We start from the raw sequence: 14029 nt of genomic DNA on the forward strand, positions 1-14029 counted from the left end.
CAGCCGGCACGGCGCGGACTCATTCGGTGACCGTGAAGCCCTGGTCGGTGCCGTACTTCACGTTCTCGGCCTGCCAGGCCGCCAGGCCGTCGGTCAGGGTCGTCTCGCCCAGCCACGCCTGGCCGACCGTGTCGGCGAAGATGCCGTTCGCGTACGACTGCCACGGCAGGTACTGCCAGCCCTCGACGACGCTGTCCGCGCCGCCCACCAGCACCTCGTTGATCGCCTGGCCGCCGAAGTACTCGGACTCGTAGCCGAGGAACTCCTCGGACTCCAGCTGCTTCACGGTCGCGGGGAAGCCGCCGGTCGCCATGAACTCGTCGATCGACTCGTCGCTCGTGTTGAGCCACTTGAGGAAGCCGGCACCGAGCAGCTTGTTCGGCGCGTCGGCGGGCACGGCCTCCGAGGAGCCGCCGTTCTCGGCGTTCACCGGGGTGCCGTCGTAGCTCAGCATCGGGGCGATCCGCCAGTCACCGGCGCCGTCGGGCACGCTGCCCTCGAGGATGCCCGGCCCCCACGCACCGAACGTGATCGACGCGATGGTGCCGTCGTTGAGCGCCGCGAACCACTCGTCGGTCCAGCCGGGGATGTCGCAGAGGATGCCGGCGTCGAGGACCCGCTGGTACATGTCCGCCCACCGGGTGGTGCCCTCGTCCGCGAGGTCGATCGTGACCTGCTCGCCCTCGGCACGGAACGGCTGGCCGCCGGCCTGCCAGATGAGGCTCGTGGCGAGGCCCGCGTCACCGGTGTCGTTGCCGATGCAGACGTCCGGGTCAGCCTTCTGGAGCGCCTCGCCGGCCTCGATGTACTCGTCCCACGTGGTGGGCACGTCCACGCCGTGCTCGGCGAACAGCGCCTCGTTGTAGAAGAACGCCATGGGGCCGCTGTCCTGCGGCAGGCCCCAGATCCCGTCGTTCTGCGACACCGCACCCCAGGTGGACGGCGTGTACAGGTCCTCGAGCTCACCGAACCCGAACTCCGTCAGGTCCGTCAGGTGCCCGGGAAGCTGGAACTGCAGCAGGGACTGGTACTCGATCTGCACCACGTCGGGGACACCGTCCCCGGCGGCGATCGCGTTCTGCAGCGCCTGGTTGTTGTCGGCCGCGCCGGACGTGTCGACCAGGTTCACCTCCACGTTCGGGTAGGCGGCCTCGAACGCCTCGACCTGCTTCTCGGCCTGCGGCGTCCACGTCCAGTAGGTGAGTTCGCCGCCCTCCTGGAGCGCGGCCTCGATCTCGTCGGCGGAAGCGCCGTCGCCACCGCCGCCACCGGCCTCGGAGCCGCCGCAGGCGGCCAGCGTCCCGGCCAGGGCCAGTCCCGCGCCGGCGGCCAGCGCACGGCGCATCGTGTGGTTCTTCATGTCGTTCTCCGGATCTCTCGTCAGTGAGGTTGTCGGTCGGGGGTGCTCGCGATGCCGAGCGGATTCAGCGGGGGTGGTGCCGTGCGCGCCGGGGCGGGGCCGTCACTGCTTGACCGATCCCGCGCTCAGCCCGGACTGCCAGTACCGCTGCAGCACGAGGAAGACGACGACGATCGGCACGATCGTCAGGAAGGCCCCGGTGATGACCAGGTGGAACACGGGCGCGGCGCCGATGCCGGACGCGTCCGCGAGCCACCGGTACAGGCCGAGGGTGAGGGGGAAGAGATTGGGGTCGTTGAGCATGATCAGCGGCAGGAAGTAGTTGTTCCACGTCGCGACGATCGCGAACAGCGCCACCGTGACGATCCCCGGGACCAGGAGGCGCAGCGAGATCGTGAAGAACGTCCGCAGCTCGCTCGCGCCGTCCACCCGGGCCGCCTCGAGGAGCTCGGTGGGGACGGCCTCGGCGGCGAACACCCACATCAGGTACAGCCCGAACGGCGAGACCAGGGACGGCAGGATGATCGCCCACATCGTGTTGGTCAGGCCGAGCTGGCTGAACAGCAGGAACGTCGGGACCGCCAGGGCCGTGCCCGGGACGGCGATCGCGCCGAGGACCACGGCGAACACCGCGTTGCGGCCGCGGAACCGGTACTTCGCGAGGCCGTACCCGCCCGCCGTGGCGAGCAGCGTGGCACCGCCGGCGCCCACCACCACGTAGACCAGGGTGTTGAGGAACCAGCGGGAGAAGATCCCGCCGTCGTAGGTGAACACCTCGGCCAGGTTGTCGAACAGCGAGAAGTCCTCGCCGAACCACAGACCGAACGAGCTGATCAGGTCGGGCTGGTCCTTGGTGATGCCGAACAGCAGCCAGGTCAGCGGCAGCACCGAGTAGATCAGCAGGAAGCCGAGCAGCACGGTGAGCGTGATCGACCGGCGGGGACGGGAGTACGAGTACCCGGTCATCAGCTGTCCCTCCGCATCCCGCGCAGCTGCACGAGGTAGGCGATGGCCGCCGTGATGACGCCCATGACGATCGCCACCGTGGCCGCGTAGCTCACCTGGTTGCCCTGGAAGCTCAGCGTGTAGGCGTAGATGTTGGGCGTGTACGACGTCGGGATGAGGTTCGGCACGAGGCCCTTGAGGATCTGCGGCTCGTTGAACAGCTGGAAGCTGCCGATGATCGAGAACACCGTCGCGATGACGAGCGCGCCGCGCACCGCGGGGAGCTTGATGTACCGCACGATCCGGAACTGGCCCGCGCCGTCGATGGCCGCGGCCTCGTAGGTCTCGGCGGGGACCGTCTTCAGCGCGGAGTACAGGATCAGCATGTTGTAGCCGACGAACTCCCACGTCACGATGTTTCCGATGGACACCAGGAGCCACTGCTTGGTGTAGGGCACGAGCAGCTCGAAGCCCGCCAGGTCGTTCAGCGATCCGGTGAGGCCCACGCGGTCGGAGTACATGAAGCCCCACATCATCGCGGCGACGACGCCGGGCACCGCGTACGGCAGGAACAGCCCGATGCGGAAGATCCTGCGCCCGTGCAGGCGGCCGGAGTCGATCGCGAGCGCCGCCACGAGGGCGATCGCCAGCATGATCGGAACCTGGACGGCGAGGAACAGCATCACGCGGAGCGCGCCGTCCCAGAACTTCGGGTCCACGAACACGGCCGCGTAGTTGTCGAGTCCCACGAACTGCGTGCCGCCCACGAGCTGGTCGCGGAACAGGCTGAGATACAGGGAGTAGACCAGCGGCGCGACGAAGACCAGCGCGAACGCGATCAGGAACGGGGTCACGAAGCCGGCCCCGGCGCGGGACACGCGCGCGGTGAGCCGGCCGGGACGCGGCGGGGTGATGGGTGGTGCTGCGGACATCCTCGTCCTCTCGCCTCGGTCGTCGGGCAGACGTGATTGTTGCGCACCCATGGCTGTTAACGCAAACATTTCTGGTGTCGATTCAGCCACGAACCCGCCCCGGGCCCAGTAGGGTCAAGGCATGAACCCGTCCCGTGGCAGTTCAGAGGCCCGACGCCGGCGGCCGACGCCGCCCGGTCCGTCGATGACCGATGTCGCCGCGCTCGCCGGGGTGTCCGCCCAGACGGTCTCCCGGGTCGCGCGCGACGAGCCGACGGTGCGGCAGGAGACCGCCTCGCGGGTGCGCGCGGCGATGGAACAGCTCGGCTACACGCCCAACCGGGCGGCGCGAGCCCTGCGTTACGGGCGCTTCCGAACCGTCGGGATGATCGCGCACCGGCTGGCCCGGACCGGCGAGTCGCGCACGGTCGAGGCTGTGGTGGAGGCCGCGCAGGCCGAGGGCTACACGGTGACGCTGGTCGACGTGGCCTCGCCCGCGCCCGACGAGATGTCCGCGGCCGTCGCACGGCTTTCGCACCAGGACATCGACGGCCTGATCATCGTCCGGGCCGAGACCGCGACGCCGGACACGCTGGCACTGCCGTCGCACCTGCCGGTCGTCGTGTCCGACTCGCGGTTCGTGGGACATCACCCCGCCGTCGGCGCGGACCAGGCGGGGGGCGCGCGGGCCGCCGTCGGGCACCTGCTGGCGCTCGGGCACCGCACCGTGCACCACCTGGCCGGGCCGGCGGACTCCACACCGGCCCGGCAGCGGGAGGAGGCGTGGCGGGAGATGCTCGAGGCCGCCGGCGCGGCCGTTCCGGCGGTCGTGCGCGGTGACTGGACCGCGGCCTCCGGCTACGCCACCGGGACCGGGCTGGCGGCCGATCCGGAGGTGACCGCCGTGTTCGCCGCCAACGACGAGATGGCCGCCGGGCTCGTGCGAGCCCTGCACGAGGCCGGACGCCCCGTGCCCGGGGAGGTCTCCGTGGTGGGCTTCGACGGGATCGAGCTGTCGGCCCAGCTGTGGCCGCCGCTGACGACGGTGGCGCAGGATTTCGGGGAGATCGGCCGGCAGCTGGTGGACCTGCTGCTGCGTCAGGTCCGCGACGACGAGGACCTGCAGGACACCCACTCGGTCGTCCCGGTACGGCTGGTCGAGCGGGCGTCGACGGCGCCGCCCCGGCCCTGACGGGCGGCGGGACGGGGCATCCGTCCCGCCGCCGCCTCAGGCGTAGGCCCTCCGGCGCTTGCTGACGACGTCGAGGGCGACCGCCAGGAGCAGCACGAGCCCCTTGATGGTCTGCTGCCAGGCGGAGTCGACCGCCAGGATCGACAGGCCCATGTTGAGCACGCCCATGATGAGCGCGCCGATCATGGCGCCGGAGATCTTGCCGACGCCGCCGCGCACGGCGCAGCCGCCGATGAAGCAGGCGGCGATCGCGTCCAGCTCGTAGAGCTGGCCGGCCGAGGCCACGCCGGCGCCCGCGCGCGAGGTGGTGACGATCGCGGCCACCGCGGCCAGCAGGCCCATGTTCACGAAGATCATGAAGTCCGTGACCCGGGTCCGGACGCCGGACAGCTCGGCCGCGTGCCGGTTGCCGCCGACGGCGTAGATGTGCCGCCCGAAGACCGTCCGGCTGAGCACGAACGTGAAGACCATGATCAGGCCGCCCACGATGAGCAGCACGATCGGCGTCGCCCGCTGGGCGATCCAGTAGGTCAGGACGCCGATGAGCACCACGACCACGATGTTCTTCGCGAGGAAGATCCCCATCGGCTCGACGGCGAGGTCGTGCTTGATCAGGCCGCGGCGCGCACGCCACTGCGAGAACACGAACGCCACCATGCCGACCACGCCGATCAGCACGGTCACGCCGTCGAGCGCGCCGATGAACCCGAGCCAGGACGGCAGCGCCCCGCCGGCGATCGCGTTGAACTCGGGGGGCAGCCCGGCGCGGGTCGTGCCGACGATGACGATCGCGAGGCCCCGGAAGATGAGCATGCCGGCGAGCGTCACGATGAACGCCGGGATCCCCACATAGGCGATCCAGAAACCCTGCCAGCTGCCCACGAGGAGGCCGAGCACCAGGGCGAGCGCGATCGCGACGGGCCAGGACCAGCCCCAGTCCGCCATCATGATGGCCGTCGCCCCGCCGATGAACGCGACCACGGACCCGACGGACAGGTCGATGTGGCCCGCGACGATCACCATCACCATGCCGATGGCGAGGATGAGGACGTAGGCGTTCTGCTGGATCAGGCTCACCACGTTGCTCGGGTCGAGCAGCCGCCCACCGGTGAGTCCCTGGAACAGGGCGACGATCGCGAGCAGTGCGATGACGATCCCGTACTGCCGGGCGTTCCGACCCAGGTATTCCGTGATGTCGTTCATCGGGTCTTCTCCATGGTCATGTAGCGCATCAGTGCTTCCTGTGTCGCCCGCTCACGCGGGACCTCACCGGTGATCCGGCCCTGCGACACCGCGTAGATCCGGTCGCAGACGCCGAGCAGCTCGGGCAGTTCGGACGAGATGATGATCACCGCCTTGCCGGCCTCGGCGAGCTCGTTGACCAGCGTGTAGATCTCGTACTTGGCCCCGACGTCGATGCCGCGCGTGGGCTCGTCGAGGATGAGCACGTCGGGGTCGCTGAAGACCCACTTGGACAGCACGACCTTCTGCTGGTTTCCGCCCGACAGCTTGCCCACCGGCGACTCCACGGTGGGCGCCTTGATCCCGAACTCGCGGCGGTACCGCTCGGCCACGGACGCCTCCTGCTCGCTGCGGATGACGCCCATCCAGTCCATCACCTTGCCCAGGGCCGAGGAGGAGATGTTCTCCCGGATGGTCTGGATCAGGTTGAGCCCCAGGCTCTTGCGGTCCTCCGTGGTGTACGCCAGGCCGTGCCGGATCGCCTCGGGGACGCTGCGGATCTGGATCTCCTGGCCGCGCTTGTAGACCCGGCCGGAGATCCCCGTCCCCCAGGACCGCCCGAACAGGGACATCGCCAGCTCCGTGCGCCCGGCGCCCATCAGCCCGGCGAGCCCGACGACCTCCCCCGCCCGCACGTGCAGGTTCGCGTGGTCCACGACGACCCGCCCGGTGTCCGTCGGGTGGTGCACGGTCCAGTCCTCGATCCGCAGCACCTCCTCGCCGATGGTCGCGGTGCGCTCCGGGAAGCGGTGCTCCAGGGAACGCCCGACCATGCCGCGGATGATGTGGTCCTCGGTCACGGGCTCGTCGCCGCGCAGGTCGAGGGTCTCGATGGTGCGGCCGTCACGGATCACGGTGACGCGGTCGGCCACGGACGTGATCTCGCCGAGCTTGTGGCTGATGATGATGCAGGTCATCCCCTGCTCGCGGAACTCCCTGAGCAGGTTCAGCAGGTGCTCGGAGTCGTCGTCGTTCAGCGCGGCGGTCGGCTCGTCGAGGATGAGCACGTCCACCTTCTTGGACAGCGCCTTGGCGATCTCCACCAGCTGCTGCTTGCCGACGCCGATCTCCGCCGGCGTCGTCTCCGGGTTCTCGTTCAGCCCGACGCGGGCGAGCAGGTCGGCCGCGGCCCGGCGCGTCCGGTTCCAGTCGAGCACCCCGGCCCCGGCCTTCTCGTTGCCGAGGAAGATGTTCTCCGCGATGGACACCTGCGGGATGAGCGCCAGCTCCTGGTGGATGATGACGATCCCCCGGGCCTCGCTGTCGCGGATCCCGCGGAAGGCCACCGGCTCGCCGTCGTACACGATCTCGCCGTCGTAGGAGCCGTGCGGGTAGACCCCGGACAGCACCTTCATCAGCGTCGACTTGCCGGCCCCGTTCTCGCCGCAGATCGCGTGGATCTCGCCGCGCCGCACCCGCAGGTTCACGTCCTGCAGGGCCTTCACGCCGGGGAACTCCTTGGTGATCCCCAGCATCTCGAGGACGACGTCCTCGTCTTTCTCAGTCATCCGATATCTCCTGTGCCCGACGGCGGTCGTGGGTGGAGGCCCCGGCAGGACGCGCGGCCCTGCCGGGACCTCCCGGCGTCACAGACCCAGGTCGGATGCCTCGTAGAAGCCCGAGCCCACCAGGACGTCCTCGACGTCGTCCTTCGTCACGACCTGCGGTTCGAGCAGGAAGGACGGCACGACCTTGACCCCGTTGTCGTAGGTCTCGGTGTCGTTGACCTCGACCTCCTCGCCCGCCACGATCTGGTCGATCATCGTGGCGACCTGGTCGCCCAGGGTACGGGTGTCCTTCCAGACCGACATCGACTGCTTGTCGGCGAGGATGTTCTTGGTGTTGGCCTCGTCCGCGTCCTGGCCGGTGATGACCGGCCAGTCCTCGCCCGGCTCGTAGCCGGCGCCCTCAAGGGCCTGCTCGATGCCGAGCGCGAGCGAGTCGTTGGGCGACAGGACGACGTCGACCTTGTCGTCACCCTTGTAGAAGGAGTTCAGGCGGTTCTCCATCTCGGACTGGGCGTCGGCCGACTCCCAGCCCTGGATGCCGATGGTGGTCCACTCGTCCACCGAGGCGGGCGCCTTGCCGGACGGGACCTCCAGCACGCCGTCCTCGACGTACGGGGAGAGCACGTCCCAGGCGCCCTTGAAGAAGAACCTGGCGTTGTTGTCGTCCGGCGAGCCGGCGAAGGGCTCGAGCGTGAACGGGCCCTCCTCGCCGTCGTCCAGGCCGAGCTGGTCGACGATGAACTCCCCCTGGAGGGTGCCGACGAGCTCGTTGTCGAACGTGGCGTAGTAGTCCACGTTCTCCGTCTCGTTGATCAGGCGGTCGTACGCGATGACCGTGACGTCCTTCTCGGCGGCATCCTGCAGCACCGGCCCCAGGGTGGTGCCGTCGATCGAGGCGACCACCAGGATGTCGGCGCCGTCGTTGACCATGTTCTGCAGCTGCGTGATCTGCTGCTCGGTCTTGTTGTCCGCGTACTGCAGGCTGGTCTCGTAGCCGGCGTCCTCAAGCAGCTCCTTGAGATGCTCTCCGTCATTGTTCCAACGTTCCAGCGACCGCGTCGGCATCGCGATGCCGACCATGGTCCCGTCGTCGCCGTCCTCCGTGGTGTCGCCGCCGGCGCGCTCGGCGCTGCACGCGCCCAGGGCCCCGACGGTGAGCGTGGTGGCGGCCAGGGCCGCGGTGATGCGTCCGAAACGGCGCAGTGACATCGTCGTCTCTCTTTCCTCGTCGAAATGAGTCGAGCGGGACGCTAGCACGATGCGTTCGGCGATCAACCCCACGAGACCCGATCGTGATCGTTCTGTGTTCGAGTCCCTAACTCAAGGCGAATCCGGGTTAGAGTCCCAGCGTGACCAGGAGCCCAACGCCCGGCTCGGCCACCTCCATGCGGGAGGCGAACCGGGCGCGCATCGTCGAGGCGGTGAAACGCTATGGCGGGCTGACGCAGGTCGAGCTCGCGGCCGCCACCGGCGTCTCGACGGCGACCGTGTCCACGATCGTGCGCGAGCTCCTCGCGGCCGGCGTCGTCGAGACGCACTCCACGTCGCGCTCGGGCCGCCGCGCCACCCGCGTGACGATGGCCCGGCGGCTCGGCGTCGTGGCCGGGGTGCAGGTCGGGCCGCGCGCCCTGCGCGTCGCGCTGAGCGACCTCGCGCTCGACGTCGTCGCCGACCAGTTCCTGCCCCTGCCGCCCGACCACCGCGTCGACACCACGCTGGACCGGGCCGCGCTGCTCGTCATGGACCTGCTCGACCAGGTGGGAGCCGACGTCGAGGAGCTGCTCGCGCTCGGCCTCGCCCTCCCCGCCCCGGTCGCCCCCGACACCGGCGAGCTCACGGTGCGCGGCGCCATGCGCGGCTGGGAGGACACGGAGCTCGCGCGGGTGCTGTCCCGCCGGATCTCGCGCCCCGTGCACGCCGACAAGGACGCCGCCCTCGGCGCGATCGCCGAGCACGACCTGGGCGCGGCACGCGGCCTGCACGACGTGGTCTACGTCCGCGTCGGCCACACCACGACCGCCGGGCTCCTGCTCGACGGCCGCGTCCACCGCGGCCGCGCCGGGACCGCCGGGGAGATCGGGCACGTGCAGGTCGACCCCTCCGGTCCGGTGTGCCGCTGCGGGAGCCGCGGCTGCCTCGACACCGTGGTCAGCGCGCCGGCCCTGCTGAGCCTGCTCCGCGCCAGTCACGGTGACCTCACCGTGCACGATCTCCTCGCACAGGCCGCCGGCGGTGACCCCGGCTGCCGCCGCGTCCTGGCCGACGCCGGCCGCGCCGTCGGACAGGTGGTCGGTGACCTCGTGACGGCGCTCGGCCCGGAGTCCGTCGTCGTGGGCGGCGAGCTCGCGGCGGCCGGTGAGGTCCTGCTCGACCCGCTGCGCGAGGCGGTCGCCGCCCGGGCCGTCCCGTCCACCCGGGGCGCCGTTCCGGTCGTCGGTGGTGAGCTGGGCGACCGAGCCGACATACTGGGCGCGCTGGCGCTGGCGCGCCGCAAGACCCAGATCGAACTGGCGATGCGAGGAGGCACGACGACGTGACACGCCCCCAGCCCGTGCTCTCCGTACGCGGCGTCCACAAGTCCTTCGGCCACGTCCAGGCACTCGACGGTGTCGACCTGGACGTCCACGCGCACGAGGTGGTCGCCCTGGTCGGCGACAACGCGGCCGGCAAGTCGACCCTCGCCAAGGTCGTCGCGGGCGTCCTGGCGCCGGAGGCCGGAACCGTCACCGTGGACGGCAACCCGGTCCCGCCGGGTTCGCCGGCATCGGCGCGCGCGCTGGGTGTGGCGACCGTCTTCCAGGACCTCGCGCTCGCCGAGAACCTCGACGTCGTGCAGAACCTGTTCCTGGGCCAGGAGATCTCCGGCAAGGGTGGGCTCGGCCTCGACGAGGGCGCCATGGAGAACCGCGCGCGGGAGATCCTCGAGTCGCTCACCTCACGCATCCCGTCGGTGCGCACGCCGTTGTCGGCGCTCTCCGCGGGGCAGCGGCAGACCGTGGCGATCGCCCGTACCCAGCTCGGCTCACCGAAGGTGGTCGTGCTCGACGAGCCCACGGCCTCCCTGTCCGTGGCCCAGACCGCCGAGGTCCTCACCCACATCCAGTCCCTGCGGGACCTGGGTCACGGCGTGATCCTCATCAGCCACAGCCTGTCGGACGTGCTCGCCGTCGCCGACCGCGTCGAGGTGCTGCGGCACGGGCGCAACAACGGCTCGTTCACCGCGGCCGAGGCCAGCCACGAGGCCGTCGTCGCCGCGATCACCGGCGCGACCCGCCTCCCGCGCCGCACTACGCCGTCGTCTCGTCCTTGACCTCGACCGAGCCGAGCACGCGCCGCAGATAGGTGTAGGTCAGGTCACCAGCGGCCTGCTCGAACTGCTCCTCGTAGCCGTGCTTCGTGTAGAGCGACAGGTTCTGCTTCGAGTCCTTGCCGGTGAACACCCAGATCTCGGTGATCTCCGGCGGCAGGTACGGCGCGACCGCGACGAGCATCTGCGTGCCGATCCCCCGCCCCTGCTTGTCGGGCGCGACGGCGAGGCGGCCCAGCGTCGCCTTCTGCCCCTCCAGCTCCACGCGGATCGAGCCGATCAGGCGGGTGCCCTCCCATGCGCCGACGGTCACGATGTCGTCGCGGGCCATGTCCTCGCGCAGTTCGTGCAGGGTCTGGGTGAGCGGCGGGATGTTCGGGTCGTCGTAGAGCTGCGCCTCGGTGACGAACGCGGCTCGGCGGAGGGTGAGTAGCTCGCCCGCGTGGTCGTCGTCGACCAGGGCGATCGTCGTGGGTGCGTCGCTCATGGGGCCATGGTCGCAGAGAACCACCACGCACGGTGCACGCGTTCAGGATCCGGTGCCGACGACGGCCGGTCCCGCGAATCTTCATCGAACCTTGATCGTGCCGGAACCCGCACGCCGGCACGCCCGGCGCAGGATTCTCTCGACGGACCATCGAACGGAGAAACCTCTTGGCCACCCATGCCCCCATGCCGCGGCGCACGTTCCTCGCGGGCGGGATCAGCACCATCGCGGCGATGGCACTCGCCGGCTGCACGCCGGAGGGGGCACCGCCCCCGGCAGCCGCGCCGTCCGGGCCCCGATTCCTCACGCCGACCGACGCCGTCGTCGGCGAGCGAGAGGCCGCCCGGGCAGCCTCCGGGGCGGTGAACCGGGTCTCGCTGACCGCCCGGCCCGGACGCCTGGACCTGGCAGGCGTGCCGGCCGACACCTGGTCCTACGGCCAGACGCCCGCACCGGTGATCCGGCAGGCGCGCGGCGACCGTCTCGAACTGGAACTCGTCAACGATCTGCCGGAGGAGTCCAGCATCCACTGGCACGGGCTCGCGCTCCGCAACGACATGGACGGGGTGCCGCACCTGACCCAGGACCCGGTACCGGCCGGCGGTTCCTTCACCTACGACTTCGTGACGCCCCACGCCGGGACCTACTGGTTCCACCCGCATTCGGGCACGCAGCTCGATCGCGGGCTCTACGGGGCACTGATCGTCGAGGATCCCGCCGAGCCGCTCGCCTACGACAGCGAGTGGGTGGTGATCCTCGACGACTGGCTCGACGGCGTCCAGGCCACCCCCGACCAGGTCCGGACGGACCTTGAGGGCGGCATGGGTGACATGGGTGACATGCCTGAGATGCACGCCATGGGGAACCTGCTCATGGGCGCCGTCTCGGACGTGCTCGGCGGGGACGCCGGCGACGTCTCCTACCCGTTCCACCTGATCAACGGCCGCCCCGCCACCGACCCCGACGTCTTCGAGGCGACACCGGGAGACCGGGTCCGGATCCGGTTGATCAACGCGGCCGGCGACACCGCGTACCGGGTCGCGCTGACCGGCCACCGCATGACCGTCACCCACACCGACGGGTTCCCCGTCGACCACACCGAGGGCGACACGCTCATCATCGGGATGGGGGAACGCTACGACGTCGTGGTCACGCTCGGCGACGGTCTCTTCACGCTCATCGCCGAGGCCGAGGGCAAGCTGCGGCAGGCTCATGCCCAGGTCCGCACCGGCGCGGGGACGCCGCTGCCGACCGACCTCCCGTTCCCGGCACCGGAGCTGCAGGGGAAGCTCGTGACCGCGGACCAGCTCACCGCCGCACCCGGTGTGGCGCTCGACCAGCGCGCACCCGATCGCGAGATCACGATCCGCCTGACGGGAGGCATGGAGAAGTACGACTGGGCCTTCGACGGGCTTCCGTTCGACATGATGCGGCCCATGCGGAACGCCCACCCGATCGTGGAGGGGGAACGGGTCCGCCTGACCTTCGTGAACGACACCGAGATGTGGCACCCGGTCCACCTGCACGGACACACCTACCAGCACGCGGGGGGCGGGCCGCGCAAGGACACCTCGATCCTGCTCCCGGGCAAGCGGATCGCCCTCGACTTCGACGCCGACAACCCCGGCCGGTGGCTCACCCACTGCCACAACCTCTACCACGGCGAGGCGCAGATGATGGGGGTCGTCGCCTACACGGCCTGACCCACGGGCTACGCTTCCGGAGTGACCGCGCAGACCGCACCGACCCACTGGATCCTCACGCTCTCCTGCCCCGACGGCCCCGGGATCGTGCATGCCGTCGCGGGGCTGCTCGCCGACCACGGCGGGAACATCACGGAGTCGCAGCAGTTCGGGGACCCGTACTCGGGACGGTTCTTCATGCGGGTGCAGTTCGAGTCGGCCGCGACGCGCGAGGACCTGGCCCCGGCCGTGACGGCACTGGCGGCGCGGTTCGAGATGACGTGGAACCTGGATGCGGCGGGGCGGCCGATGCGCACGCTCCTGCTCGTGTCGAAGGCGGCGCACTGCCTGGTGGACCTGCTGTACCGGGAGCGGTCGCAGCACCTGCCGATCGACGTGGTCGGCGTGGTGGGCAACCACCGCGACCTGGAGGACATCGCCGAGTTCTACGGCAAGCCGTTCCACCACGTGCCCGTCTCGAAGGACACCAAGCCGGAGTCGGAGGCGGCGCTGCGCGAGATCATCACGGAGAGCGGTGCGGAGCTGGTGGTCCTGGCCCGGTACATGCAGATCCTGTCGGACGAGATGTGCCGCGACCACGCGGGGCGGATCATCAACATCCACCACTCGTTCCTGCCGTCGTTCAAGGGCGCGGGCCCGTACCGGCAGGCGCACGACCGCGGCGTCAAGATCATCGGTGCCACCAGCCACTACGTGACGGGCGACCTCGACGAGGGCCCCATCATCGAGCAGGACGTGGAACGGGTGGACCACACCCACACCATCGACGACCTGGTCCGCATCGGTGAGGACACCGAGCGCCGTACCCTGGCCCGCGCGGTCCGCTGGCACGCGGAGCACCGGGTGCTCCTCGACGGCCACCGCACGGTGGTCTTCCGCTGACCACGACGACGGCGGCCGATGAAGCGTTCTTCATCGGCCGCCGTCGTTCTGCCGGCACCGGCCGGCAACCGCGTGCCTCAGCTGCAGGTGTAGGTGACGCCGTCCACCTCGTGGGTGCCGGGGCCCAGCTCGGCGCACTGCTCGATGAGCGCTCCGCCGCCGATGGCCAGGGAGATCGCGAAGATGATCCCGCCGATCGTCCCGATGGCACCGACGATGATGCCGGCGAGGGCGAATCCGTTCCCCATCCCCGCCTTGCGTGACTTCACCATGCCGACGATGGAGACGATCAGGCCGATGAGGGAGGTGCACCCGATGATCGACAGGATGAGGCCGACGATGCCGAGCGTCTTGCCCGGGTTGTCCGCGCCTGCCGGCTGCTCGCCGTAGGGCTGGGAAGCCGGCGGCTGCCCGGGGTCGGAATACGTCATGATGTCCTCTCGTCCTTCGCCAGTACTGTGCCTGCTGGAGCTTGCCACAAGTCCCCCGGAA

13 protein-coding genes are annotated in these 14029 nt (G+C 70.3%); 5 read left to right on the plus strand and 8 right to left on the minus strand.

Features of this window, described 5'->3' with window-relative positions; all coding sequences use genetic code 11:
* Positions 1-19 precede the first annotated feature (19 nt).
* The 3 genes from EDD34_RS16860 to EDD34_RS16870 form a co-directional block, all read right to left on the minus strand.
* Positions 20-1360, minus strand: coding sequence for an ABC transporter substrate-binding protein (locus EDD34_RS16860; RefSeq protein WP_123815595.1), 1341 nt, complete (start codon positions 1358-1360; stop codon positions 20-22).
* 102 nt (positions 1361-1462) lie between these two features.
* Positions 1463-2326 (minus strand): carbohydrate ABC transporter permease, encoded by an 864-nt coding sequence (locus EDD34_RS16865; protein ID WP_123815596.1) that lies wholly within the window; start codon positions 2324-2326, stop codon positions 1463-1465.
* A complete protein-coding gene (locus EDD34_RS16870; RefSeq protein WP_123815597.1) occupies positions 2326-3237 on the minus strand; it encodes a carbohydrate ABC transporter permease in 912 nt (303 codons plus the stop codon). Before EDD34_RS16870 ends, EDD34_RS16865 begins: the two co-directional genes overlap by 1 nt.
* Before the next feature lie 184 nt (positions 3238-3421).
* On the opposite strand from EDD34_RS16870, the gene EDD34_RS16875 reads away from it, so the two are divergent.
* Complete coding sequence (locus EDD34_RS16875) at positions 3422-4408, plus strand: LacI family DNA-binding transcriptional regulator (protein WP_123815598.1); 987 nt, start codon at positions 3422-3424, stop codon at positions 4406-4408.
* 36 nt (positions 4409-4444) lie between these two features.
* Here the strand turns inward: EDD34_RS16875 and mmsB are convergent, their stop codons facing one another.
* The 3 genes from mmsB to chvE form a co-directional block, all read right to left on the minus strand.
* Positions 4445-5611 carry a multiple monosaccharide ABC transporter permease gene (gene mmsB / locus EDD34_RS16880; protein ID WP_123815599.1) on the minus strand — a complete coding sequence of 389 codons (1167 nt, stop codon included), beginning with the start codon at positions 5609-5611 and terminating at the stop codon, positions 4445-4447.
* Entirely contained in the window at positions 5608-7158 is a 1551-nt protein-coding gene (mmsA, locus tag EDD34_RS16885; RefSeq protein ID WP_123815600.1) for a multiple monosaccharide ABC transporter ATP-binding protein, read from the minus strand. The genes mmsB and mmsA overlap by 4 nt, the downstream gene beginning before the upstream one ends.
* Positions 7159-7236: 78 nt before the next feature.
* A complete protein-coding gene (gene chvE / locus EDD34_RS16890; RefSeq protein ID WP_123815601.1) occupies positions 7237-8367 on the minus strand; it encodes a multiple monosaccharide ABC transporter substrate-binding protein in 1131 nt (376 codons plus the stop codon).
* 140 nt (positions 8368-8507) lie between these two features.
* On the opposite strand from chvE, the gene EDD34_RS16895 reads away from it, so the two are divergent.
* Both EDD34_RS16895 and EDD34_RS16900 read left to right on the plus strand, forming a co-directional pair.
* A complete protein-coding gene (locus tag EDD34_RS16895) occupies positions 8508-9695 on the plus strand; it encodes an ROK family transcriptional regulator (protein WP_246012532.1) in 1188 nt (395 codons plus the stop codon).
* The gene (locus tag EDD34_RS16900; RefSeq protein WP_123815602.1) at positions 9692-10468 is read left to right on the plus strand and encodes an ATP-binding cassette domain-containing protein; all 777 of its coding nucleotides are present in this window, start codon (positions 9692-9694) and stop codon (positions 10466-10468) included. The genes EDD34_RS16895 and EDD34_RS16900 overlap by 4 nt, the downstream gene beginning before the upstream one ends.
* Here the strand turns inward: EDD34_RS16900 and EDD34_RS16905 are convergent.
* Positions 10446-10952 carry a GNAT family N-acetyltransferase gene (locus EDD34_RS16905; RefSeq protein WP_123815603.1) on the minus strand — a complete coding sequence of 169 codons (507 nt, stop codon included), beginning with the start codon at positions 10950-10952 and terminating at the stop codon, positions 10446-10448. The genes EDD34_RS16900 and EDD34_RS16905 overlap by 23 nt on opposite strands.
* A gap of 167 nt (positions 10953-11119) precedes the next feature.
* Between EDD34_RS16905 and EDD34_RS16910 the strand changes: the two genes are divergently transcribed.
* Together EDD34_RS16910 and purU are read left to right on the plus strand one after the other, a co-directional pair.
* The gene (locus EDD34_RS16910) at positions 11120-12655 is read left to right on the plus strand and encodes a multicopper oxidase family protein (RefSeq protein WP_342774849.1); all 1536 of its coding nucleotides are present in this window, start codon (positions 11120-11122) and stop codon (positions 12653-12655) included.
* 21 nt (positions 12656-12676) lie between these two features.
* Positions 12677-13537: a formyltetrahydrofolate deformylase gene (gene purU, locus EDD34_RS16915; protein ID WP_123815604.1), complete on the plus strand. Its 861-nt coding sequence runs from the start codon at positions 12677-12679 to the stop codon at positions 13535-13537.
* Between the two features lie 77 nt (positions 13538-13614).
* On the opposite strand, the gene EDD34_RS16920 is transcribed toward purU, so the two are convergent.
* Positions 13615-13968, minus strand: coding sequence for a DUF4190 domain-containing protein (locus EDD34_RS16920; RefSeq protein ID WP_123815605.1), 354 nt, complete (start codon positions 13966-13968; stop codon positions 13615-13617).
* Between the last annotated feature and the right edge of the window lie 61 nt (positions 13969-14029).

Origin of the sequence: Myceligenerans xiligouense (genome assembly GCF_003814695.1) — a bacterium.
GTDB lineage: Bacteria > Actinomycetota > Actinomycetes > Actinomycetales > Cellulomonadaceae > Myceligenerans > Myceligenerans xiligouense.

Coding starts and splice junctions, on each gene's coding strand:
- EDD34_RS16860 (WP_123815595.1), bottom strand. CDS start 1,360: ATGAAGAACCACACGATGCGCCGTGCGCTGGCCGCCGGCGCGGGACTG.
- EDD34_RS16865 (WP_123815596.1), bottom strand. CDS start 2,326: ATGACCGGGTACTCGTACTCCCGTCCCCGCCGGTCGATCACGCTCACC.
- EDD34_RS16870 (WP_123815597.1), bottom strand. CDS start 3,237: ATGTCCGCAGCACCACCCATCACCCCGCCGCGTCCCGGCCGGCTCACC.
- EDD34_RS16875 (WP_123815598.1), top strand. CDS start 3,422: ATGACCGATGTCGCCGCGCTCGCCGGGGTGTCCGCCCAGACGGTCTCC.
- mmsB (WP_123815599.1), bottom strand. CDS start 5,611: ATGAACGACATCACGGAATACCTGGGTCGGAACGCCCGGCAGTACGGG.
- mmsA (WP_123815600.1), bottom strand. CDS start 7,158: ATGACTGAGAAAGACGAGGACGTCGTCCTCGAGATGCTGGGGATCACC.
- chvE (WP_123815601.1), bottom strand. CDS start 8,367: ATGTCACTGCGCCGTTTCGGACGCATCACCGCGGCCCTGGCCGCCACC.
- EDD34_RS16905 (WP_123815603.1), bottom strand. CDS start 10,952: ATGAGCGACGCACCCACGACGATCGCCCTGGTCGACGACGACCACGCG.
- EDD34_RS16920 (WP_123815605.1), bottom strand. CDS start 13,968: ATGACGTATTCCGACCCCGGGCAGCCGCCGGCTTCCCAGCCCTACGGC.